The sequence below is a fragment of the Mycobacteriales bacterium genome (assembly GCA_040902655.1).
GTDB lineage: Bacteria > Actinomycetota > Actinomycetes > Mycobacteriales > SCTD01 > SCTD01.
Genome location: JBBDWV010000008.1, coordinates 16301 through 37659, shown reverse-complemented (window position 1 = coordinate 37659; position 21359 = coordinate 16301). Strand labels below are relative to the sequence as shown.

Sequence of the window (21359 nt, the reverse complement as noted above, 5' to 3'; positions counted from 1 at the left end):
CGCTGAGGTCGTGCAGATCCGGCGTCTGGGGCAGGTGCCGTACGACGAGGCGTGGCGGCTGCAGCAGGCGCTGCACGCAGAGGTCGCCGAGGGCGCCGAGGACGTCACACTGCTGCTGGAACACCCGCCGGTCTACACCGCCGGCAAGCGCACCGAGCCGTGGGAGCGGCCGGCCGACGGCACGCCGGTCATCGACGTCGACCGTGGCGGGAAGATCACCTGGCACGGCCCCGGGCAGATCACCGGCTACCCGATCGTCCGGCTGGCCGACCCGGTCGACGTCGTGGCGTACGTGCGCGACGTCGAGCAGTTGCTCCTCGAGACCTGCGCCGAGCTCGGTCTCGGGACGGGCCGGGTCGAGGGGCGCAGCGGCGTCTGGACGCAGGACGGCGCGCGCAAGGTCGCCGCCATCGGGATCCGCGTCTCGCGCGGCGTGACGATGCACGGCTTCGCGCTCAACTGCGACCCGGACCTGACGGCCTACGACCGGATCGTGCCGTGTGGGATCGCCGATGCGACCGTCACCTCGCTGTCGCGCGAGCTCGGCCGCGACGTCCCCGTGGGGCAGGTACTGCCGCTGCTGGAGCGGCGCCTACCGACGTTGTCGGCGGCCGGCCGCCGCTCCGGGCTGCACGTCTCGACGTGATCTCGAAGGCACGACAGCCGCATACCGGCTGAACTGCGGGGAAGGGCCGCCCGCACCCGCATCTGAGGAGTACTCATGAAGCTGCGCGTGCTCGGCCTGACCCTGCTCGCCTTTGTGCTGGTCGCCTGCGGAGGCGGAGGCGGAGGCGGTGCGGTGGACGTGCCGGGCGGCGACGGTGCCGGCACCAGGGGCGGCACCCTCGTCGCGGCGATCAGCGGTGAGCCCGACCAGCTGGATCCGCACAAGACCTCGGCGTACGCAAGCTTCCAGGTGCTCGAGAACGTCTTCGACACCCTCGTCGAGCCGGACGAGGAGCTGCAGTTCCAGCCGGCGCTGGCCGAGTCGTGGGAGACCAGCGAGGACGGCCTGACGTGGACGTTCACGCTGCGCGAGGGCGTGCAGTGGCACAACGGCCGGGAGTTTGTCGCCGACGACGTCGTCTACTCCTACAAGCGCATCATCGACGAGGAGCTCGCCAACTCCTACCGGTTCAGCTCGGTGCAGGACGTGACCGCTCCGGACGACTCGACGGTGGTCATCACGGTGGAGCGGCCGACGCCGAACCTGCTCGCGAATCTTGGCGCCTTCAAGGGCACGGCCATCGTCGCGAAGGAGAACGTCGAGGACGGCAGCATCACCCGCGAGCCCGTCGGCACCGGGGCCTTCAGGTTCGACAGCTACGCCCCCGGGGACCGGCTGCAGATCGTGCGCAACGACGACTACTGGGGTGAGGAGGTGATGCTCGACGGCGTCACGTTCTCCTTCGTCTCCGAGCCGACCGTCGCCCTGACGAACCTGCAGGGCGGACAGGTCCAGTGGACCGACAACCTGCCGCCCCAGCAGGTGGAGTCGCTCACGGGCAGCGACGACCTCGAGGTCGAGGCGGTGGCCAGTAACGACTACTGGTACTTCGCCGCCAACCAGGCCCGCAAGCCCTTCGACGACCCGCGCGTGCGCCAGGCGCTGGCGTACGGCATCGACCGGGAGCAGATCACCGAAGCCGCGACCTTCGGCCTCGCAACCGTCAACCAGACGGCCATCCCCGAGGGCAGCGCCTTCCACGATGACTACGCGCCGTACGAGCGCGACGTCGACAAGGCCAAGTCCCTGCTCGCGGACGCAGGCGTCACGGCCCCGCTCGCGATGGACCTGATGGTCACCAACGAGTACCCGGAGACGGTCACCGCGGCGCAGGTGATCCAGAGCCAACTCGAGGAGGTCGGCATCGAGGTGAAGATCCGGACCCTCGACTTCGCCAGCTGGCTCGACCAGCAGGGCAAGGGGAACTTCGACGTCTTTCTGCTCGGCTGGCTCGGCAACATCGATCCGGACGACTTCTACTACGCCCAGCACCGGAGCGGCGCCAACTTCAACTTCCAGAAGTACTCCAACCCTGACGTGGACAAGGCGCTCGACGCGGCACGGGCCGAGACCGACGAGGACGCGCGCAAGCAGTTGTACGAGGACGCGGTCAAGCAGATCGTGGATGACGCCAGCTACGTCTACCTCTACAACCCGCAGGTCGTGCAGGCGTGGTCGCCGGACGTGCGGGGCTACCAGGTCCGCGCCGACCGGGCCATCCGTTTCCGCGACGTGTCCCTGGCGAGCTGACCCGGGCCGGGCCGTGCGCCGCTTCATCCTCCGCCGGGTCGCCCAGTCGGTCGTGGTCCTGTTCGGCGTCAGCCTCATCGTCTTCGGGCTCGTGCAACTGGTGCCCGGAGACCCGATCCGGCTGTCGCTGGGCACCCGCTTCGACCCCGAGACCTACGCCGCCCTGCGGGAGCGGGCGGGCTTCGACAAACCACTGCCGGTGCAGTACCTGTCCTACGTCGGTGGAGCACTCACCGGCGACCTCGGGGTCAGCTTCCGGACCGGGCAGCCGGTCACCGAATCGCTGATGGCCCGGCTGCCGGCGACCCTGTCGCTGGCCCTGTGCGGCCTGCTGGTCGCGCTCTGCATCGCCGTCCCGCTCGGCGTCATCAGCGCGATGCGCTCCGGGTCGTGGGCTGACCACGTGGCGACCGTGGTCAGCCAGATCGGCGTCAGCATCCCGGACTTCTGGATGGCGATCCTGCTGATCCTGCTGCTGTCCGGCACCTTCGGCCTGCTGCCGCCGTCCGGCTACGTCCCGCTGTCGGAGGACCCGGTCGCGTGGGCGTCGCACATGGTGATGCCGGCGGTCACCATCGGCGTCGTCTCCGGGGCGATCCTCACCCGCTTCATCCGCGCGGCCGTGCTCGAGTCGCTCGGTGCGGACCATGTGCGCACGGCCCGGTCGAAGGGGCTGCGGGAGCGGCTGGTGCTGCGCCGACACGTCCTGCGCAACGCCCTCATCCCGATCATCACGGTCACCGGTGTCCAGCTGGCAACGCTGCTGGGCGGCGTCATCGTCGTGGAGGTCATCTTCGCCTGGCCGGGCATCGGCCGGCTGACGCTCGACGCGGTGAACGCGCGCGACTACCCGGTCGTGCAGGGCACGGTGCTGCTCATCGCCGCGCTCTTCCTGCTCGTGAACCTGCTCGTCGATCTGCTGTACGCCGCCGTCGACCCGCGCATCCGGTACAGCACGTGACAGCGCCCGAGCCGCCGCCCGTCGCACAATCCACCAGCCGCGCGGTGCTGCGTGCGCTGCTCACCCACAAGCTGGCCGTCTTCGGCCTGGTCGTGTTGGCGCTGCTGCTCGTGACCGCTGTCCTCGGAAGCGTCCTCGCGCCGTACGAGGAGAACGCGGTCGACGTGCTTGGGCGCCTGCAGGGGCCGTCATGGGCGCATCCGTTCGGCACCGACGAGCTGGGGCGCGACGTCCTCAGCCGGGTGCTGGTCGCCTCGCGGGTGTCCCTGCTCGTCGGTCTGGTGAGCGTCGGGATCTCGCTCACGGCCGGTGTCGTGCTGGGCCTGGTCGCCGGCTTCTACGGCCGCTGGGTCGACGACCTGGTCATGCGGGCGATGGACGTGCTGTTCGCCTTCCCGGCGATCCTGCTGGCCATCGCGATCCTCGCGGTCCTCGGGCCGGGCTCGACCAACGTGATGATCGCGATCGGCGTCGTCTACACGCCGATCTTCGCCCGCATCACCCGCGCGAGCGTGCTGTCCGTGCGCGAGGAGGTGTACGTGCGGGCGGCCCGGTCGCTCGGGGTCGGCGACCTGCGGCTGCTGCGCCTGCACGTCCTGCCGAACGTGCTCGCGCCGATCATCGTGCAGACCTCGCTGAGCCTGGCGTTCGCGATCCTGTCCGAGGCGGCGCTGTCCTTCCTCGGGCTCGGTGTGCAGCCACCGGACCCGTCCTGGGGCCGGATGCTCTTCGAGGGCAGGGGCTTCGTCGAGCAGGCGTGGTGGATGGGCGTGTTCCCGGGCGTCGCCATCTTCCTGACGGTGCTGTCCTTCAACGTCGTCGGCGACGCGCTGCGCGACGCGCTCGACCCCCGTCAGCGTTCGGCCATCGAGTCCCGCGGGGCGGCCGCATGAGTGACCCGGTGCTGTCCGTGCGTGACCTGCAGGTGAGCTTCGGCAGCCGCCGCGGCCGGGCACCCGTCGTCGCCGGGCTCGACCTGGACGTGTCCGCGGGCGAGACGCTGGCGATCGTGGGCGAGTCCGGAAGCGGCAAGAGCGTGTCCATGCTGGCCGTGCTGGGGCTGCTGCCGGCCTCCGCCTGCATCACCGGCAGCGTCCGGATGCACGGCGAGGAGGTCCTGGACGCCGGGCCGGAGCGACTGCGCGAGCTGCGCGGCCGCGAGATCGGCATGGTCTTCCAGGACCCGATGACCTCGCTGAACCCGGTGCTCAGCATCGGTCGGCAGCTCACCGAGGGACTGGAGGAGCGGCTCGACCTGAGCCGCCGCGACGCGCGGAAGCGGGCGGCCGAGCTGCTCTCGCTGGTCGGGATCCGGGAGCCCGAGGCGCGGCTGGAGGACTACCCGCACCAGTTCTCCGGCGGGATGCGGCAGCGCGTGATGATCGCGATCGGCCTCTCGCTGGACCCTGCGGTGCTCATTGCCGACGAGCCGACGACCGCGCTCGACGTGACGACCCAGGCCCAGATCCTCGACCTCGTGCAGGACCTCCAGGAACGTCTCGGGACCGCCGTCGTCTGGGTGAGCCACGACCTCGGGGTGGTGGCCGGGATCGCCGACCGGGTCATGGTCATGTACTCCGGCGAGGTCGTCGAGCAGGCCCCGGTCGATGCGCTCTACGCCACGCCGCGCCACCCCTACACCCGCGGGCTGCTCGGCGCGCTACCGGTTCTCGGGGCGCAACGCAGCGAGCTGGCCACGATCGGCGGGCTGCCACCCGACCCGCTGCACCGACCGGAGGGCTGCTGGTTCGCGCCGCGCTGCCCGGTCCAGGAGCCGGCGTGCGTGCGCGAGCACCCGCCGCTGTGCGAGGTGGGGCCGGGCCACCTGGCCCGTACCCGCTGTGAGGTGGGCCCGTGAACGACCTGCTGGTGGTCGAGGACCTCCAGGTGCACTTCGCCGGCCGGCGCGGCGCCGGGCGGGTCAAGGCGGTCGACGGCGTCAGCTTCGGCGTACGCCGTGGTCAGACGCTCGGCCTGGTGGGTGAGTCCGGCTCCGGCAAGTCCACGACAGGGCTGGCGCTGCTGCGCCTGGTCGAGCCGACCGGCGGACGCGTGGAGCTCGACGGGACCGACGTGCGCGGGCTCGGCCGGCGTCAGCTGCGCGGTCTCCGGCGGCGGATGGCGATGGTCTTCCAGGACCCGTATGCCTCGCTGAACCCGCGGCGCACCGTCGGTGACAGCGTGTCCGAGCCGCTCGAGGTGCACGGCCTGCACAAGCAGGACCGCCGGGGCCGCGTCCGGGAGCTGTTCGACCTCGTCGGGCTCTCTGCCGAACTCGTGGAGCGGCACCCGCACGAGCTGTCGGGTGGGCAGCGCCAGCGGGTGGGGATCGCCCGTGCGCTCGCGGTCGAGCCGGACCTGCTGGTGCTCGACGAGCCGATCGCCTCGCTCGACGTCTCCGTCCAGGCGCAGGTGCTGAACCTGCTCGTCCGGCTGCAGCGGGAGCTGTCGCTCACCTACCTGTTCATCGCGCACGACCTGGCCGCGGTGGCGCACGTCAGCGACACCGTCGCGGTGATGCGGCTCGGCCGGATCGTCGAGCAGGGCGACGCCCAGCAGGTGTACGCCGCGCCGCAGCACGAGTACACACAGGCGCTGCTGGCGGCGGTGCCCCGGCCCGACCCGGCGGCCGAGCGGACCCGCCGGGCCGGACGCCGCGCGGCCGGTCCGGGTGGCGTCGGGGAAGGCCAGGTGACCCTGCCGGGTTAGCCTGCTACGTGAGCACAGTGGGGCCCGACGGGCGCAAGATGCTGCGCCTCGAGGTGCGCAACAGCCAGACGCCGATCGAGAAGAAGCCTTCGTGGATCAAGACCCGGGCGGTCATGGGGCCCGAGTACACCGCGCTGAAGAAGCTGGTGAAGACGCAAGGTCTGTCGACCGTCTGTGAGGAGGCCGGCTGTCCCAACATCTACGAGTGCTGGGAGGACCGGGAGGCGACCTTCCTCATCGGCGGCGACCAGTGCACCCGACGCTGTGACTTCTGCAACATCGACACGGGCAGACCCGCCGCCTATGACACCGACGAACCCCGCCGGGTGGCCGAGTCGGTCGCGCAGATGGGCCTGAAGTACGCCACCGTCACCGGCGTTGCCCGCGACGACCAGCCCGATGGCGGCGCCTGGCTCTACGCCGAGACCGTCCGGCAGATCCACGCCGCGCTGCCGGGCGTCGGCGTCGAGCTGCTGATCCCCGACTTCAACGGCACACCCTCGCTGCTGGAGGAGGTGTTCGCCTCCCGTCCGGAGGTGTTGGCGCACAACGTCGAGACGGTGCCGCGCATCTTCCGGAGCATCCGCCCCGGCTTCCGTTACGACCGCTCGCTCGGCGTCCTCACCGCCGCCCGAGCAGCCGGTCTGGTCACCAAGAGCAATCTCATCCTCGGCATGGGCGAGCAGCGCGAGGAGATCTCGGAGGCGCTGCAGGATTTGTACGACGCCGGCTGCGAGCTGATCACCATCACGCAGTACCTCCGGCCGTCGCCGCGGCACCACCCGGTCGCGCGGTGGGTCAGGCCGGAGGAGTTCGTCGAGCTGGAGCAGGAGGCCGAGGAGATCGGCTTCGCCGGCGTGCTGAGCGGGCCGCTGGTGCGGTCGTCCTACCGCGCCGGCCGGCTGTACGACCAGGCCAGGGCGCGACGCGTGGACGCCCGCCAGCGCGCCGGGTCGTAGCCACCCTGTAGCCGGCGGCCTGCGGGGTAGGTTCCGCGCATGGCCGAGCCGACGTACACGTCCGTGATCGCCCTGGCCCGGCTGGCCTTCCGCGGCCTGGGCCTGACGTTCACGGTCAGCGGCCAGGAGCACGTCCCGCGCACGGGCGGGGCGGTCATGGCGATCAACCACGTCGGCTATCTCGACTTCACCTTCGCCGGGCTCGCCGCGCGCCCGGCCGGCCGGCTGGTCCGGTTCATGGCCAAGAAGGAGGTCTTCGACCACCGGATCGCCGGGCCCCTGATGCGTGGGATGAAGCACATCCCGGTCGACCGCAAGGGCGCGGCGAACGACAGCTACCAGCTGGCGGTCAAGGCGCTGCAGAGCGGCGAGATCGTCGGGGTCTTCCCGGAGGCCACCATCTCGCAGTCGTTCGACCTCAAGGAGTTCAAGACCGGCGCGGCCCGGATGGCGATGGAGGCGGGCGTCCCGCTGCTGCCCTGCGTCGTGTGGGGCAGCCAGCGGGTGCTCACCAAGGGCCGGCCCAGGGACCTCACCCGCGGCACGCCGATCCGGATCGTCGTCGGTGAGCCCTTCTCCCCCGACCCGTCCGGGGATGCGGTGGCCGCGACCGCCGATCTGAAGGCGCGGATGCGGGTGCTGCTCGACGAGGCCCGGGCCAGCTACCCGGGCGGCCCGCGGTCCGCGGACGACACGTGGTGGATCCCGGCCAGCCTCGGCGGGACGGCGCCGACACCCGAGCAGGCCGCGCAGTTGGCCCGCGACGCCGAGCGCGCCCGTGCCGCACGACGCGCTGCCGAGGAACCCCGGGCCTGAGACCTATCCTTGTCGGCATGGGCCTGTTCAAGCGATCGTCCGCTCCTGCCACCGGCAAGGGGGCCGGCAAGGGGGCTGGCAAGGGAAGCGGCAAGGGCGCCGGTAAGGGGGGCGGCAAGCCCGCGAAGGTCAAGCCACCCCGGGGGGCGAAGCTCAAGCAGATCCGGATGGCCTTCACCGCCACCCGTGCGCAGGACCCGAAGGTGCTGCCGCTGTTGCTGGCGGCCTTCTTCGGCCCGGTGCTGCTCCTGGTCACGATCGGCCTGATCTTCGGCGGGGTGGTGTACCTCAGCTTCCTCGGCGTGATGCTCGGCCTCGTGGTGGCCGCGTTCGTGTTCGGCCGGCGTGTCCAGGCGACCGCCTTCTCTCAGGTCGAGGGTCAGGCCGGTGCCGCCGCGGCGGTGCTGACCAACATGCGCGGCGACTGGCGCGTGACCCCTGCTGTCGGCTTCACCCGCGAGCAGGACCTGGTGCACCGCGTGATCGGCCGGCCCGGCGTGGTCCTGGTCGCCGAGGGCGCGCACCACCGCGCGCGTTCGCTGCTTGCCGCCGAGAAGAAGAAGGTGTCCCGGATCGTCGGCGACACCCCCGTCTACGACCTCGTCGTCGGCGACGGCGAGGGTCAGGTGGGGCTGCGTCAGCTCGAGAAGCACTTCCTCAAGCTGCCGCGCAACATCAAGCCCAAGGTGGTCAACGAGCTGGACCGCAAGTTCAAGGCGATGGGCGGCGCGACGCTGCCCGTCCCGAAGGGCCCGATGCCGACGCGGGTACCGCGCCGCTGATCCGGGACGCGGGGTGCCGCGCCGCTGGTCCGGGTCACCTGCCGGGCCGCTCGTCCGTCACGCCCCCGCCGCGCCGCTCGTCCGTCACGCCCCCGCCGCGCCGCTCGTCGACGGCGCTCCTCGATGGCCGGACCCGCAGGACCACGGTGCCGGCGGCCTTGTCGTGCAGCCCGCGGCCGTCGCGGTCGAGGATCACGGCCGGCAGCACCAGGAACAGCAGCGCGGTGCGCACCGCCGCTGGCAGGAAGCCGGGGATCCCGGCCGGATCGGCCAGCCTGGCGACCCGGATGCCGAGCAGGCGCATGCCCATCGACTGCCCGGTCAGCGACTGCAGCAGGATCACCTGCAGGGCGAACGACCCGTTCGTGGCCAGCGTGCGCTGCAGCGACGTCGGGTCGCCGAGGTAGGCGTTCAGCAGCCCCCCGATGAGGGCGCCGACCGCGATGTCGACGAGCAGCGCCGCGAGCTTCGCGCCGGTCGTCGCGACCGCACCCGACCCGTCCTGCGGGAAGCCGTAGCGCCGACCGGGCCAGACGCCCTCCGGGCGACGCTCTGCGCCGGCGGCGGCCGGTCCCGACATCCAGGTACCGGTCCACCTCGCCATGACCTCGAGGCTAGCCTCCGGATCGGTGCGGCAGGACGTACGGGATGCGCCCGCAGGGTACGCCGCGTAACCGCGACGAAACACACGGGACACGGCCGGGTCACGGCACCTGGCTACTCTCGTCTGCAGCGCCAACCGGCACGGCCGCCGCCGCCGTGCCCCCGACTCCCGGAGGACGTCCTTGTTCACCAGTGCCGACGAGGTCCTGACGTACATCGAGAAGGAGGGCGTCGAGATGGTCGACGTCCGCTTCTGTGACCTGCCGGGAGTGATGCAGCACTTCACGGTGCCGGTCGGCTCCTTCACGCGGGACGTCTTCGACGACGGGCTCGGCTTCGACGGCTCGTCGATCCGCGGCTTCCAGGAGATCCACGAGTCCGACATGCTGCTGCTGCCGGATCCGACCACTGCGCAGCTGGATCCCTTCCGCACCCGCAAGACGCTGATCCTCAACTTCTTCATCCACGACCCGCTGACCGGCGAGGCGTACTCCCGTGACCCGCGCAACGTCGCGAAGAAGGCGGAGGCCTACCTCAAGGGCTCCGGCATCGCCGACACCGCCTTCTTCGGCGCGGAGGCGGAGTTCCACCTGTTCGACTCGATCCAGTACGACTCCCAGCCACAGGGCAGCTTCTACAAGATCGACGCCGAGTCGGCCAACTGGAACACCGGCCGCGAGGAGATGGGCGGCAACCTGGGCTACAAGCCGCGCACCAAGGGCGGCTACTTCCCCGTCTCACCGACCGACCACTACGCGGACCTGCGCGACGAGATCGCGGTCCGGCTCGAGGACGCCGGCATGACGGTGGAGCGTGGCCACCACGAGGTCGGCTCGGCCGGGCAGCAGGAGATCAACTACCGCTTCAACACGCTCCTGCAGGGCGCCGACGACATGATGCTGTTCAAGTACATCGTCAAGAACACCGCGAACGAGTACGGCAAGTCGGCCACTTTCATGCCGAAGCCGATCATCGGCGACAACGGCTCGGGCATGCACTGCCACCAGTCGCTGTGGAAGGACGGCGATCCGCTGTTCTACGACGAGGTCGGCTACGCCGGGCTGTCGGACATGGCGCGCTACTACATCGGCGGACTGCTGCACCACGCCGCCTCGTTGCTCGCCTTCACCAACCCGACGATCAACAGCTACCACCGCCTCGTGCCGGGCTTCGAGGCTCCGGTCAACCTGGTCTACAGCCAGCGCAACCGCTCGGCCTGCATCCGCATCCCGATCACCGGCAGCAACCCCAAGGCCAAGCGCCTGGAGTTCCGCTGCCCGGACCCGTCGTCCAACCCGTACCTGGCGTTCTCGGCGATGCTCATGGCCGGTCTGGACGGCATCAAGAACAAGATCGAACCGCCGATGCCGATCGACAAGGACCTCTACGAACTGCCGCCGGACGAGCTGGCCGACGTCGCGCAGGTGCCCGCCTCACTCGACGCGGTGCTCGACGCGCTCGAGGCCGACCACGACTACCTGCTCGAGGGCGGGGTCTTCACCGAGGACCTCATCTCGACGTGGATCGCCTACAAGCGCGAGATCGAGATCGACGCGATCCGGCTGCGCCCGCACCCGTATGAGTTCTCGCTCTACTACGACATCTGATCGGGGCGCCGCTCGACGAGAGCATCCGCAGGTAGGCCGGCACTACCGGTGGTTGCCGCCCGTCCGGAACGGCTCACGGCCGCTCGCCTCGTCTTCGCGGCGCTTGGACAGGAGGGGCCACGCGAGTGCCGCCCCCGCGCCGGCGCCCACCACGGCTGCGATCGTCAGTGAGGCAGGGTCCGGCCACGACCTGTCGAGGTAGTCGCGGCAGTAGCCGCCGTCGGTGCCGTCGACGCACTGCGACACCCCCTGTCCCGCGCCCCCCGGGAGCAGGACGAGCCCGAGCCCCAGCAGCGCCCCGCAGAAGACGGCGATGATCAACCACGTCCCTCGGCGCACGGTTGTGGGACGCGGTGCCGGGGCCTGCGGTTCCGCATCAGCAGACAGACCAGAACGGTGCTGGCGAAGGGCTACAGCCTCAGCTTTACGCGGACAGGCGCGCAGCCGGGCAGATCGCGAGCTTGGCCGAACCGTACGGGACTCTGCAACTCGACTAGGCGCCGTTCTGCGGCCGTCAACAGGCGGCCGTCCCTCTCGCCGGAAGCTGGGTGCCGGGTCGCGTCCCTGTATCAAGATCTTCGGAACATCCACAGGACCCCGGTCCTGTGGATATTCCGAAGATCTTGGTCTCGTGTCTGTCTGTGGCGCGGCACCCTGTGCAAACGCGCGCCGGTAGCGGCTGCCCGGTCGCCCGACGTGCTGCCATGTCCGAGAGCCGGCATCAGCGGCCGTTCGGTGCGGCCGTTCGGTGCGGCCGTTCCGGCCCAGTCGCGGGGCTGCTCGACGTCTGGTCGACGGGCTGCCGACGGGCTGCTCGAACCATCTCGGTGCCGCGCCTGTGCGCTGAGCAGTCGCGGCCGGCACCGAGAACACCGAGCGCCGGGGGCCGGGGGCCGGGGCCGGGGGCCGGGGGCCGGGGCCGGGGCCGGGGCCGGGGCGAGCTGATCTCGGTGCCAGTGGCCCGCGCAGGCGGGCGGTGCCGGCACCGAGAACCGGCGTGGCCGGAACGCAGGAGTGCCAAGAGGGACCGAGCAACAGCCGTTACGCGCGAGACCGGCCGCAGTAGTCGTAGTCGACCCGTGAGGCGTGCGCATCTGCCTTGTCCGTCTGTTGATAGCGGTGCCGCGTGCCGTCCGTCATCGTGACGTCGAAGTGGTCGACCCCTGCAGGACGAGCACGTGACCGTCGAGTGGTCCACCGACAGCAACGGCGAGACCGTGTTCCTTGCTCATGACGGAGCGTAGGCGCTGCTCTGTCCCCGACCTTCGGCCGGCACCGGCGTGCGCCGCAAGACGGACATGGCGTTGGTCCCGCAATCAGCGGTAGAACCGCAGGTCAGCGGAGTGTGGCAGCTCCACCACGGCATCGAGGCGCCCGGCACCTGCAGTTCTCGTCTGCACACCCGGGAGGCTCATCCGCCGGCCATCGCGCCGACCACCAGAAACGGCTCGTCGCCCCGCAGGACCGCCTCCGGCAGCGGCTCGTCCTCGTGCTGGTGGGACAGGTCCTGCTGGCAGGCGAAGAAGCGCACGAACGGCCGGCGCCGCCCCGAGGTGGCGTCGCGCAGGGTGCCGCGCAGCGCTGGGTGCGCGGCCTCCAGCGCATCGAGCAGCTCACGCGTGGTCGACGCCTCGACCGTCAGCTCGCCCTCGACCTTTGCCAGGTTGCGCAGGTGGTAGGGCAGCACGACGCGTGTCACGGCAGCGTCTGGACCTCGACGGAGAGCACGGCAGGCAGGTCGTGGACGATCGCCGTCCAGGTGTCGCCGCTGTCGGGCGAGCAGTAGACCTGACCGCCGGTGGTCCCGACGTACACGCCGCACAGGTCGAGCCGGTCGACCGCCATCGCGTCACGCAGCACGTTGACGTAGCAGTTCTCCTGCGGCAGCCCCGTCGTCAGCGGCTCCCACTCGCCGCCGCCGGTACGACTGCGGTAGACCCGTAGCCGGCCGTCGGGCGGATAGTGCTCGCTGTCGCTCAGGATCGGCACGACATAGACGGTCTCCGGCTCGTGCGCGTGCACCTCGATCGGGAAGCCGAAGTCGCTGGGCAGGTCGCCGCTCACCTCGTGCCAGGAGTCCCCGGCGTCGTCGCTGCGCAGCACGTCCCAGTGCTTCTGCATGAACAGCGTGTCCGGCCGCGACGGGTGCATGGCCATCCGGTGCACGCAGTGCCCGACCTCGGCGTCCTGCTCCGCGATCTCCCCGGAGCGCAGCCCCTTGTTGATCGGCAGCCAGGACACGCCGCCGTCGTCGGTGCGGAAGGCTCCGGCCGCGCTGATGGCCGTGAACAGTCGTCGCGGATCGGTGGGGTGCTGCAGGATCGTGTGCAGGCAGAGCCCGCCTGCGCCCGGCTGCCAGGACGACCCGGTGCCGTGCCCGCGGAGCCCGCTCAGCTCGGACCAGGTCGCGCCGCCGTCGGTGGTCCTGAACAGTGCCGCGTCCTCGACTCCCGCGTAGACGGTGTCACCGTCGAACAGCGATGGCTCGAGGTGCCAGACCCGCGCGAACTCCCACGGGTGGGGCGTCCCGTCGTACCACTGGTGTGTCCCCGGCACGCCGTCGTAGGCGAACTCGTTCCCGACGGTGTCCCAGGTGCGGCCACCGTCCTGCGAGCGCTGGATCAGCTGCCCGAACCAGCCCCCGGAGGGCGCTGCCCAGAGGCGGTCGGGATCCAGCGGCGACCCCTTCAGGTGGTAGACCTCCCAGCCGCCGAAGTGCGGCCCCTCCACCGTCCAGTCGCGTCTGCCCTCGTCGCTCATGAGCACGAAGGCCCCCTTGCGCGTTCCGACCAGCACGCGTACACCCGCCATGCGGCACCCCCGGACTGCACCGTACGACGGTCGGCCCTCGCGCGCGCGAGCTGTCGGCGCTCAGCAGCAGCCGTCCGCGTCACCGCAGTCGTCCGCCCCGGCGATCGCCACGGCCGGGCCGCAGCAACCCTTACCCCGCCAGGCGTCCCGCCCTTCCTTGAAGGCGATGGCAGCGATGACGAGCCCGGCCACCGGATCCGCCCAGCCCCAGCCGAGCGTGGCGTTGAGGACGAGCCCGCCGAGCAGGACCGCGGACAGGTAGGTGCACAGCAGCGTCTGGGTGCCGTCGGCGACGACGGCGCTGGAGTGCAGGGCCCGACCGGTACGCCGCTGCGCCCACGACAGGAACGGCATCAGCACCAGGCTCACGCAGGCGAGCGCGATGCCCACCGGCGACGGGTCGGGGTCCGCGCCGGACAGCAGGGCGCGCACGGAGTCCTGCGCGACGTACGCGGCGAGGGCCAGGAAGGACAGCGCGATCAGCCGCAGCGCCTGCTGTTCGCGGCTCTGCGGCAGCCGGTGCCGGAACTGCCACAGGATGACCAGCCCGGAGGACACCTCGATGATCGAGTCGAGCCCGAACCCGACGAGGGCCGCGGAGCCGGCGATCGTGCCGGCGGTGAGGGCGACGCCGGCCTCCACGCTGTTGTAGGCGACGCTCAGGCGGGCCAGCAGCCGCGCCCGACGCCCGAGCCGGTCCCGCTCGGCGGCACTGAGCGCCGCGCCTGCGGCCGCGTGACCGTGCACGGTGGTCATGACGCCGCCTGGCCGTACGTCGGGCACAGCGCGACTCCCTCGCCGGTGCGGTCGAGCAGCCGCTCCGCGGCCGCCAGCAGATCCAGCAGCTCGGGATGCGCCAAGCTGTAGAGGGACGCCCGGCCCTCGGCGCGAGCGGTCACCAGACCGCAGTCCCGCAGGCAGGACAGGTGCCCCGACACGGTCGACTGGGCCAGGCCCAGGTGGGCGGTCAGGTCGACCACGCGGTGCTCGCCCAGAGCCAGATGGCGCACGATCGACAGCCGGGCCGGGTCGGCCAGGCCGCGGAACAGGCAGGCTGCCACATCAAGATCTGCCTTCGCCGCTGTCATCGTCATAGGACGATGCTAACCACCGGGCGGCTCCGGCAGCAAGCGGTCGTCGTCGAACACGCCGCAGGTCTGCCCCGCCGCGACATGCCTGCACCTGTTCGGCCGGCCGCTCGACGACCCTCCTGAAGATCATGAGAGGGTGCTGACGATCATCGCGGCCCCAGCTCTGCTCATGCCTCGCGTCGCCGCAGCGGGACACCCTGACCTGGAGTACCTGTGACCATCCCGCCGCAGCGTCGCCCGGATGAAAGCCGTGCTGCTGTCCCCGCACGTGTGCCCGTCCAACCCGATCTGCGCGACTGTTCCGACGCGGCGTACCGCGCCCACCTGCGCCGCTTGCACGGGGTTCCGGCCTTCGGCACCGTCGGCGACAGCGCGCACGCGCGGCACGCACGACTGCACGCCGGCGGGATCGTCAAGCAGCCGCACGAGCACCTGCAGCCCGCAGTCAGCCCGCTCCAGTAGGCGGCGGGCGCTCGTCGTCCGGAGCCGGGACGACGTCGGCCGGCACCGGCTTGGCCGGCGTCTTCTTGGCCGGCGCCGGCTTGGCCGGCGTCTTCTTGGCCGGCGTCTTCTTGGCCGGCGTCTTCTTGGCCGGTGCCTTCTTGACCGGCACGTCCGGGGCGGGGTCGGTCAGCACACCCGGTGGTGGCTCGACCGGTCCGTGCTCCTTCTCCGGCGGCGCAGCGGGAACCGGCGGCGGCGGCGTCTGCTCGTCGGCCAGGAAGTCCAGCAGCACCTGGGCGACGACGTCGGGCGCCTCCTCGACGACGAAGTGGCCGGCGCCGGGCACGGTCACCATCACGCAGTCGGCACCGAGGTCGCGGACGACGGACTCACCGCTCGAGACCGGCATGACGGGATCGAGCGCGCCCCACAGGACCAGCGCCTTCTCGACCCGGACCCGCGGGACCGGCACCGGCGCTGCGCCGGGCCGCACCAGCGCGGCAAGCCGCGGCCGCGCCACGGCGCGGTAGTAGCCGAGCATCGCCTCGACCACCGACGGCCTGGTGTACGCGGCGCGGTACTCCGCGAGGCGGTCCGGGTCGGGCGGCGTCGCGGCGCGCCAGGCGAGCGAGAACACGGCGTCGACGACCTGTCGGCCCCCGAAGCGGAACAGCAGCTCGGGCACGACGGGCAGCGCGAGGAACGGGATGTGCAGCGCCCGGAGCGGCAGCTCGCGGTACGGCGCGTTCGCGACCACCAGGCGGCGCACCAGGTCGGGCCGTGCTCCCACCAGGCCGAGGGCCAGCACGCCCCCCCAGTCGTGGCCGACGACGTCCACCCGCCCGCCCGGCACCTCGGTCTCGATCAGCCCGGCGAGCTGGGCCACCAGCGACGCGACGTCGTACGGCCCGGAATAGGTGGACCCGCCGAGGCCGGGCAGATCAGGGGCCAGGACGCGGCGGCCGGTGGCCAGCCGTGGCGCGAGGTCCCCCCAGCAGCTGGCAGTCTCGGGCACGCCGTGCAGCAGCAGCACGGGCGTGCCGGCCCCGTCGGAGACCTGCTCACGCAGCAGGAAGCTCGTCCTGCCGGCCGAAACGGTGCGGACCTGCGGCTTCACGCGTAGAACACCCTCTCGACGACGGCTCTGGCACGGCGGGTGGCTCGCCGGTAGTCGTCCAGGAAGTCCCCCTGCGTGCCCGCAGGATAACCGAGCACCCGGGCGACGCCCGCCAGGTCCCGGCCGCTGGAGGGCAGACCCTCGGCCCCGCGGCCGCGGACCAGCACGAGGGCGTTGCGGACGTGGCTGACCAGCGACCAGGAGGCCTCCAGGACCGCACCGTCGGCGTCGTCCAGCAGGCCCGCGGCCACGGCCGCCCGCAGCGCCGGCAGGGTGGAGCCGGTGCGCAGCTCCGGGACCTCGAAGGCGTGCTGCAGCTGCAGCAGCTGCACCACCCACTCGACATCGGCCAGCCCGCCGGGCCCCATCTTCAGCGCCAGCTTGGGGTCGACGCCACGGGGCAGCCGCTCGGACTCCATCCGCGCCTTGAGGCGCCGGATCTCGCGCACCTGCTCGGGACTGAGGCCGCCCTGCGGCCAGCGCAGCGGAGCGACCGACGCGAGGAACTGCCCGGCCAGGTCCGCGTCGCCGGCGACGGGAGCCGCCCGGAGCAGCGCCTGGCTCTCCCAGACATCCGCCCAGCGCGCGTAATAGGCGGCGTACGACGCCAGGCTGCGGCTGAGCGGCCCCTGCCGGCCCTCCGGCCGCAGGTCCGCGTCGATCGTCAGCGGCGGGTCCGGAGCGGGTAGCGCGAGCAGTCGGCGCATCTCGTGCGCGAGGTCGTGTGCCAGCGCCGCCGCCTCCCCGTCCGGCGTACCGGGGTGCGGGTCGTGCACGAACAGCACGTCCGCGTCGCTACCGTAGCCCTGCTCACCCCCGCCGAGGCGACCCATGGCCAGCACCGCGAAACGCAGCGGCAGCGGCCCGCCGCGCTCGGACTCGGCCTTGCGGACGGCACCGGTGAGGGCCGCGGCGAGCACCGCGGCGGCCACGTCGGACAGCGCCCGCCCGACCTGCTCCTGGTCGACCAGGCCGAGCAGGTCGGCGCAGGCGACGCGGAGCAGCTCCTCACGGCGCAGGCCACGGGCCGCGGCCACCGCGCCCTCCCAGTCGTCCCGCCGGCGCACGGCAGCCACGAAGGCGCTCTCCAGCGTGGCCCGTGGTCGCGGCTGCAGCTCCGCGTCGTCGGCGAGCAGCCGGACCGCCTCCGGGGCCCGGGCGAGCAGGTCGGCGACCAGCCGTGAGGACGCCAGCAGGTGCGCCAGCCGCTCGGCGGCGCTGCCCTCGTCGCGCAGCAGCCGCAGGTACCAGGGCGTCGAGCCGAGCGCATCGGACACCTTCCGGAAGGCCAGCAACCCGGCGTCCGGATCGGCCGCGTCGGCGAACCAGCCGAGCATGGCCGGCAGCAGCGTCTGCTGGATTGCCGCACGGCGCGAGACACCCTCTGTCAGGGCGGACAGGTGGTTCAGCGCGATCGCGGGCTGGGCGAAACCCAGCGCCTCGAGCCGGATCTTGGCCGCCGCCGGCGTCAGCGCGGCCTGGTCCGCCGGCAGCCGTGCGACGGCCGACAGCAGCGGCCGGTAGAAGAGCTTCTCGTGCAGCCGCCGCACCTCGCGGGCGTAGCCGGCGCGCTCGCGGACGAAGGTGGCGACCGCGTCCTTGCGATAGCCGGCGGCACGGGCCACCCGGCGCAGCCCCACCTCGTCGTCCGCCGCCGGGAGCAGGTGGGTACGGCGCAGCCGGTGCAGCTGCAGCCGGTGCTCGACCGTACGCAGCCAGCGGTAGGCCTCGGCCAGGTGCCGGGCGTCCTCGCGGCCGACGTACCCACCGGCGGCCAACTGCTCCAGTGCCCTGAGCGTCGTCCCGCTGCGCACGCTCTCGTCGGTGCGCCCGTGCACCAGCTGCAGCAGCTGCACGGCGAACTCCACGTCGCGCAGCCCACCGCGGCCGAGCTTGACCTCCCGCTCGGCGCGGTCGGCCTTCACCGACGACTCGACCCTGCGTCGCATCGCCTGCACGTCCTCGACGAAGCCCGGCCGCTCGCCGACGCTCCACACCATCGGAGCCGTTCCCGCGGTGTAGGACTCGCCGAGCGCGAGGTCCCCTGCCATCGGGCGGGCCTTCAGCAGCGCCTGGAACTCCCACGTCTGCGCCCACCGGCGGTAGTAGGCGGTGTGGCTGGCCAGCGTGCGGACCAACGGGCCCGCGCCGCCCTCCGGCCGCAGCCCCGCGTCGACCGGCCAGGCGACCAGGCCGCAGACGCGCATCATCTCGGCCGCGAGCCGGGTGGCCGTACGCAGGGCCGGCTCGTCGTCGCCGCCGTCCTCGACCGGCTCGGCCACGAACACCACGTCCACGTCGCTGACGTAGTTGAGCTCCCGCCCGCCGGCCTTCCCGAGGCCGACGACGGCGAGCCGGCACGGCGCCGCGTCCGCCGGCAGCGTCGTCAGCGCGACGGCGAGCCCGGCCGACAACGTCGCCGCCGCCAGGTCCGCGAGCTCACCGCCCACGTCGTCGACGCTCACCGCGCCCACGACGTCGCGGGCCGCGAGGCTCAGCAGACAGCGGCGGTAGGCCGCCCGCAGCCGCTCGACGGCGTCGCTGCCGGTGACGGTGGCGCGGGCGCCTGCGGTTTCCCACGGCAGCTCCTCGCCGTCCGGCACGCCCACCGCCGCCAGCAGTGCGGACTGCAGACCGAGCCGGCTGGGCCGCAGTTGCACCAGATCGTCGTCGGCGAGCGCGTGCCAGTCGCGCGGATACGCGAGAAGATGCTCGCCGAGGGCGACGCTGGTGCCGAGCACCCCGAGCAGCCGGCTGCGCAGTCCCGGCCGCCCGCAGACGGCGCTGCGCAGCTCGTCCGCGTCGTCCACCGTGGTCAGCAGCCGGGCCAGCGCGGCCACCGCCAGGTCGGGGTCTGCGGCCTCGGCGGCGGCGGTGACCAGCTCCGCGGCGGAGTCGTCGACCGGCCGCTCGTCGCGCCACAGGCCGAGCTCGACCAGCGCCTGACCGGTCGCGGCGATGTCGGAGAAGCCGAGCCGGACGAGCAGGCCGGCCCCGCTCCCGCGCTCCTCCAGGACGCTCACGGCGGCGCACCCCGGCAGCTTCTGACGCCCCCGGCGCTCACTCGGCGTCGACGAGCGGCAGCGTCACCCGGCCCCGTCCCGCGGCGAGCGCGGCGAAGCGCTCGACCACCGGTCGCCAGCACGCCTCGACCTCGGGCAGCTCCTCGACGACGCGCTCGGCCAGCGCGACCGGGTCGAGCCCGAGCTCCCGCACGCCGCGGTCGTACTCCACAGCCCAGTGCCGGATCATCTCGGGCGGGGTCTCGATGTGGAACTGCAGGCCCCAGGCGCGCGCGCCGATCCGGAAGGCCTGGTGCGCGTAGCGCGGGCTGCTGGCCAGGTGGACCGCTCCCGGCGGCAGGTCCACGATCGCGTCCTCGTGCCACTGCACGACGGTCGGGGTGAACGGCACGTCGGCGAACAACTCGTCGTCCCAGGCGGCGTCGCGCTTGGCGACCAGCCGGGCGCCCGCCTCGACCCCTTCGGCGCCCTTCGCGACCCGTCCGCCGGTGGCCTCGGCCAGTAACTGGCCGCCGAGGCAGATCCCGAGGGTGGGCACACCCTCCCGTACGGCCGCGCGGAGCAGGTCCTTGGTCGCCCGCAGCCATGGCGCGGAGCCGTCGTCGTAGGCCTGCTGCGGCCCGCCCATGACGACGAGGGCGGCGTACCGCGTCGGGTCCTCGGGCAGCGTGTCGCCCTGCCAGGGCTCGGCCACGTCGAGCTGCACACCGCTGTCCTCGAGCCACCTGCCGACGTTGCCGACCCCCTCCGTCGGGGAGTGGGTGACGACCAGCGCGCGCACCGTCACAGGACCGGCAGGTAGCGACCGAGCTCGAACGGCGTGACCTCCGCGCGGTAGGCGTCCCACTCGGCCCGCTTGTTGCGCAGGAAGAAGTCGAAGACGTGCTCCCCGAGCGTCTGGGCGACCAGCTCGCTGCTCTCCATCACCGAGATGGCTTCTGCGAGACTGCCCGGCAGCGGGGCGATCCCGAGTGCGCGGAGCTCCCCGTCGCTGAGCGCCCAGACGTCGTCCTCAGCGCCGGGCGGCAGCTCGTACCCCTCCTCCACGCCCTTGAGCCCGGCGGCGAGCAGGACGGCGAAGCAGAGGTAGGGGTTGGTCGCGCTGTCCGGGCTGCGCACCTCGATGCGGGTCGAACCGCTCTTCTTCGGCTTGTACATCGGCACCCGCACCATGGCGCTGCGGTTGTTGGACCCCCAGCAGATGTACGGGGGCGCCTCGCCGCCGAAGACCAGCCGCTTGTAGGAGTTGACCCACTGGTTGGTCACCGCCGTGATCTCGGCGGCATGCCTGAGCAGCCCGGCGATGAAGTGCTTGGCGACCCTGGACAGGTGCAGCGGGTCCGAGCCGTCGTAGAAGGCGTTCTGGTCGCCCTCGAAAAGGGACAGGTGGGTGTGCATGCCGCTGCCCGGCTGCTCGCTGAACGGCTTGGGCATGAAGGTTGCGTAGACGCCCTGGGAGAGCGCCACCTCCTTGATGACGTGCCGTGTCGTGAGGATGTTGTCGGCGGTCGAGAGCGCATCGGCGTAGCGCAGGTCGATCTCCTGCTGCCCGGGCGCCACCTCGTGGTGGCTGAACTCCACCGAGATGCCCATCCGCTCGAGCATGGTGATCGCCTCCCGGCGGAAGTCCTGACTCACGCCGTGCGGGGTCAGGTCGAAGTAGCCGGCCCGGTCCACCGGCACGGGCTGCTCCCCCGGCAGCGGCTGGTTCCTGAGCAGGAAGAACTCGATCTCGGGGTGGGTGTAGAAGGTGAAGCCGGCGTCGGCGGCCTTGCCGAGAGCGCGGCGCAGCACGTGCCGCGGGTCGGCCCAGGACGGGCTGCCGTCAGGCGCCGTGATGTCGCAGAACATCCGGGCGGTCCCCGGGCCGTCGCCGTCCTCGCGCCACGGCAGCACCTGGAAGGTGGCCGGGTCGGGCTTGGCGAGCATGTCGCTCTCTTGCACCCGGGTGAAGCCCTCGATCGCCGAGCCGTCGAAGCCGATGCCCTCGGCGAACGCGCCCTCGAGCTCGGCCGGCGCGATGGCCACCGACTTCAGGGTGCCCAGCACGTCGGTGAACCACAGGCGCACGAAGCGGATGTCCCGCTCCTCGAGGGTGCGGAGCACGAACTCCTGCTGCTTGTCCACGACGCTCGCTCTCTGCTGGGGCCGGTCCTGCAGTGTGGCGGGAGGCTGTTTC

General features: G+C 72.1%; 20 protein-coding genes. 10 read left to right on the top strand and 10 right to left on the bottom strand.

What is annotated here, in order from left to right:
* Positions 1-10: 10 nt before the first annotated feature.
* The 9 genes from lipB to WD794_02245 all read left to right on the top strand — a co-directional run bounded on the left by lipB (position 11) and on the right by WD794_02245 (position 8484).
* Positions 11-646, top strand: coding sequence for a lipoyl(octanoyl) transferase LipB (lipB, locus tag WD794_02285; protein MEX2289140.1), 636 nt, complete (start codon positions 11-13; stop codon positions 644-646).
* A 75-nt stretch (positions 647-721) separates the two neighbouring features.
* Positions 722-2257, top strand: coding sequence for an ABC transporter substrate-binding protein (locus tag WD794_02280; protein MEX2289139.1), 1536 nt, complete (start codon positions 722-724; stop codon positions 2255-2257).
* A 13-nt stretch (positions 2258-2270) separates the two neighbouring features.
* Positions 2271-3218 carry an ABC transporter permease gene (locus WD794_02275; GenBank protein MEX2289138.1) on the top strand — a complete coding sequence of 316 codons (948 nt, stop codon included), beginning with the start codon at positions 2271-2273 and terminating at the stop codon, positions 3216-3218.
* A complete protein-coding gene (locus tag WD794_02270) occupies positions 3215-4111 on the top strand; it encodes an ABC transporter permease (protein ID MEX2289137.1) in 897 nt (298 codons plus the stop codon). Before WD794_02275 ends, WD794_02270 begins: the two co-directional genes overlap by 4 nt.
* Positions 4108-5076, top strand: coding sequence for an ABC transporter ATP-binding protein (locus tag WD794_02265; GenBank protein ID MEX2289136.1), 969 nt, complete (start codon positions 4108-4110; stop codon positions 5074-5076). Before WD794_02270 ends, WD794_02265 begins: the two co-directional genes overlap by 4 nt.
* The gene (locus tag WD794_02260; GenBank protein MEX2289135.1) at positions 5073-5927 is read left to right on the top strand and encodes an ATP-binding cassette domain-containing protein; all 855 of its coding nucleotides are present in this window, start codon (positions 5073-5075) and stop codon (positions 5925-5927) included. Before WD794_02265 ends, WD794_02260 begins: the two co-directional genes overlap by 4 nt.
* 38 nt (positions 5928-5965) lie before the next feature.
* Entirely contained in the window at positions 5966-6886 is a 921-nt protein-coding gene (gene lipA / locus WD794_02255; GenBank protein ID MEX2289134.1) for a lipoyl synthase, read from the top strand.
* A 39-nt stretch (positions 6887-6925) separates the two neighbouring features.
* Entirely contained in the window at positions 6926-7702 is a 777-nt protein-coding gene (locus WD794_02250; protein MEX2289133.1) for a lysophospholipid acyltransferase family protein, read from the top strand.
* Positions 7703-7719: 17 nt separating this feature from the next.
* Positions 7720-8484, top strand: coding sequence for a DUF4191 domain-containing protein (locus WD794_02245; GenBank protein MEX2289132.1), 765 nt, complete (start codon positions 7720-7722; stop codon positions 8482-8484).
* Positions 8485-8518: 34 nt separating this feature from the next.
* Here the strand turns inward: WD794_02245 and WD794_02240 are convergent, their stop codons facing one another.
* Entirely contained in the window at positions 8519-9088 is a 570-nt protein-coding gene (locus WD794_02240; GenBank protein MEX2289131.1) for an RDD family protein, read from the bottom strand.
* Positions 9089-9269: 181 nt separating this feature from the next.
* On the opposite strand from WD794_02240, the gene glnA (WD794_02235) reads away from it, so the two are divergent.
* Complete coding sequence (gene glnA, locus WD794_02235; protein ID MEX2289130.1) at positions 9270-10694, top strand: type I glutamate--ammonia ligase; 1425 nt, start codon at positions 9270-9272, stop codon at positions 10692-10694.
* Positions 10695-10736: 42 nt separating this feature from the next.
* Here glnA (WD794_02235) and WD794_02230 read toward each other — a convergent pair whose 3' ends face one another.
* From WD794_02230 to glnA (WD794_02190), 9 genes are all read right to left on the bottom strand, one after another.
* Positions 10737-11015, bottom strand: a complete 279-nt coding sequence (locus WD794_02230) for a hypothetical protein (protein MEX2289129.1) — start codon at positions 11013-11015, stop codon at positions 10737-10739.
* 1090 nt (positions 11016-12105) lie between these two features.
* Complete coding sequence (locus tag WD794_02225; protein ID MEX2289128.1) at positions 12106-12393, bottom strand: MoaD/ThiS family protein; 288 nt, start codon at positions 12391-12393, stop codon at positions 12106-12108.
* Positions 12390-13490: an exo-alpha-sialidase gene (locus tag WD794_02220; GenBank protein MEX2289127.1), complete on the bottom strand. Its 1101-nt coding sequence runs from the start codon at positions 13488-13490 to the stop codon at positions 12390-12392. The genes WD794_02225 and WD794_02220 overlap by 4 nt, the downstream gene beginning before the upstream one ends.
* Before the next feature lie 75 nt (positions 13491-13565).
* Positions 13566-14261 carry a cation transporter gene (locus tag WD794_02215; GenBank protein ID MEX2289126.1) on the bottom strand — a complete coding sequence of 232 codons (696 nt, stop codon included), beginning with the start codon at positions 14259-14261 and terminating at the stop codon, positions 13566-13568.
* Positions 14258-14599 carry a metalloregulator ArsR/SmtB family transcription factor gene (locus WD794_02210; GenBank protein ID MEX2289125.1) on the bottom strand — a complete coding sequence of 114 codons (342 nt, stop codon included), beginning with the start codon at positions 14597-14599 and terminating at the stop codon, positions 14258-14260. The genes WD794_02215 and WD794_02210 overlap by 4 nt, the downstream gene beginning before the upstream one ends.
* A gap of 442 nt (positions 14600-15041) precedes the next feature.
* The gene (locus tag WD794_02205) at positions 15042-16157 is read right to left on the bottom strand and encodes an alpha/beta fold hydrolase (GenBank protein ID MEX2289124.1); all 1116 of its coding nucleotides are present in this window, start codon (positions 16155-16157) and stop codon (positions 15042-15044) included.
* Entirely contained in the window at positions 16154-19180 is a 3027-nt protein-coding gene (locus tag WD794_02200; GenBank protein MEX2289123.1) for a bifunctional [glutamine synthetase] adenylyltransferase/[glutamine synthetase]-adenylyl-L-tyrosine phosphorylase, read from the bottom strand. Before WD794_02200 ends, WD794_02205 begins: the two co-directional genes overlap by 4 nt.
* Before the next feature lie 37 nt (positions 19181-19217).
* On the bottom strand, positions 19218-19967 hold the full coding sequence (locus tag WD794_02195) for a type 1 glutamine amidotransferase (protein ID MEX2289122.1): 750 nt from the start codon (positions 19965-19967) through the stop codon (positions 19218-19220).
* Positions 19964-21307, bottom strand: coding sequence for a type I glutamate--ammonia ligase (glnA, locus tag WD794_02190; GenBank protein ID MEX2289121.1), 1344 nt, complete (start codon positions 21305-21307; stop codon positions 19964-19966). The genes WD794_02195 and glnA (WD794_02190) overlap by 4 nt, the downstream gene beginning before the upstream one ends.
* Positions 21308-21359: the final 52 nt, after the last annotated feature.

Excerpts from the sequence above, each read along its gene's own strand:
- WD794_02280 (MEX2289139.1), top strand. The coding sequence starts at position 722 with ATGAAGCTGCGCGTGCTCGGCCTGACCCTGCTCGCCTTTGTGCTGGTC.
- WD794_02265 (MEX2289136.1), top strand. The coding sequence starts at position 4,108 with ATGAGTGACCCGGTGCTGTCCGTGCGTGACCTGCAGGTGAGCTTCGGC.
- lipA (MEX2289134.1), top strand. The coding sequence starts at position 5,966 with ATGCTGCGCCTCGAGGTGCGCAACAGCCAGACGCCGATCGAGAAGAAG.
- WD794_02250 (MEX2289133.1), top strand. The coding sequence starts at position 6,926 with ATGGCCGAGCCGACGTACACGTCCGTGATCGCCCTGGCCCGGCTGGCC.
- WD794_02245 (MEX2289132.1), top strand. The coding sequence starts at position 7,720 with ATGGGCCTGTTCAAGCGATCGTCCGCTCCTGCCACCGGCAAGGGGGCC.
- WD794_02240 (MEX2289131.1), bottom strand. The coding sequence starts at position 9,088 with ATGGCGAGGTGGACCGGTACCTGGATGTCGGGACCGGCCGCCGCCGGC.
- WD794_02215 (MEX2289126.1), bottom strand. The coding sequence starts at position 14,261 with ATGACCACCGTGCACGGTCACGCGGCCGCAGGCGCGGCGCTCAGTGCC.
- WD794_02210 (MEX2289125.1), bottom strand. The coding sequence starts at position 14,599 with ATGACGATGACAGCGGCGAAGGCAGATCTTGATGTGGCAGCCTGCCTG.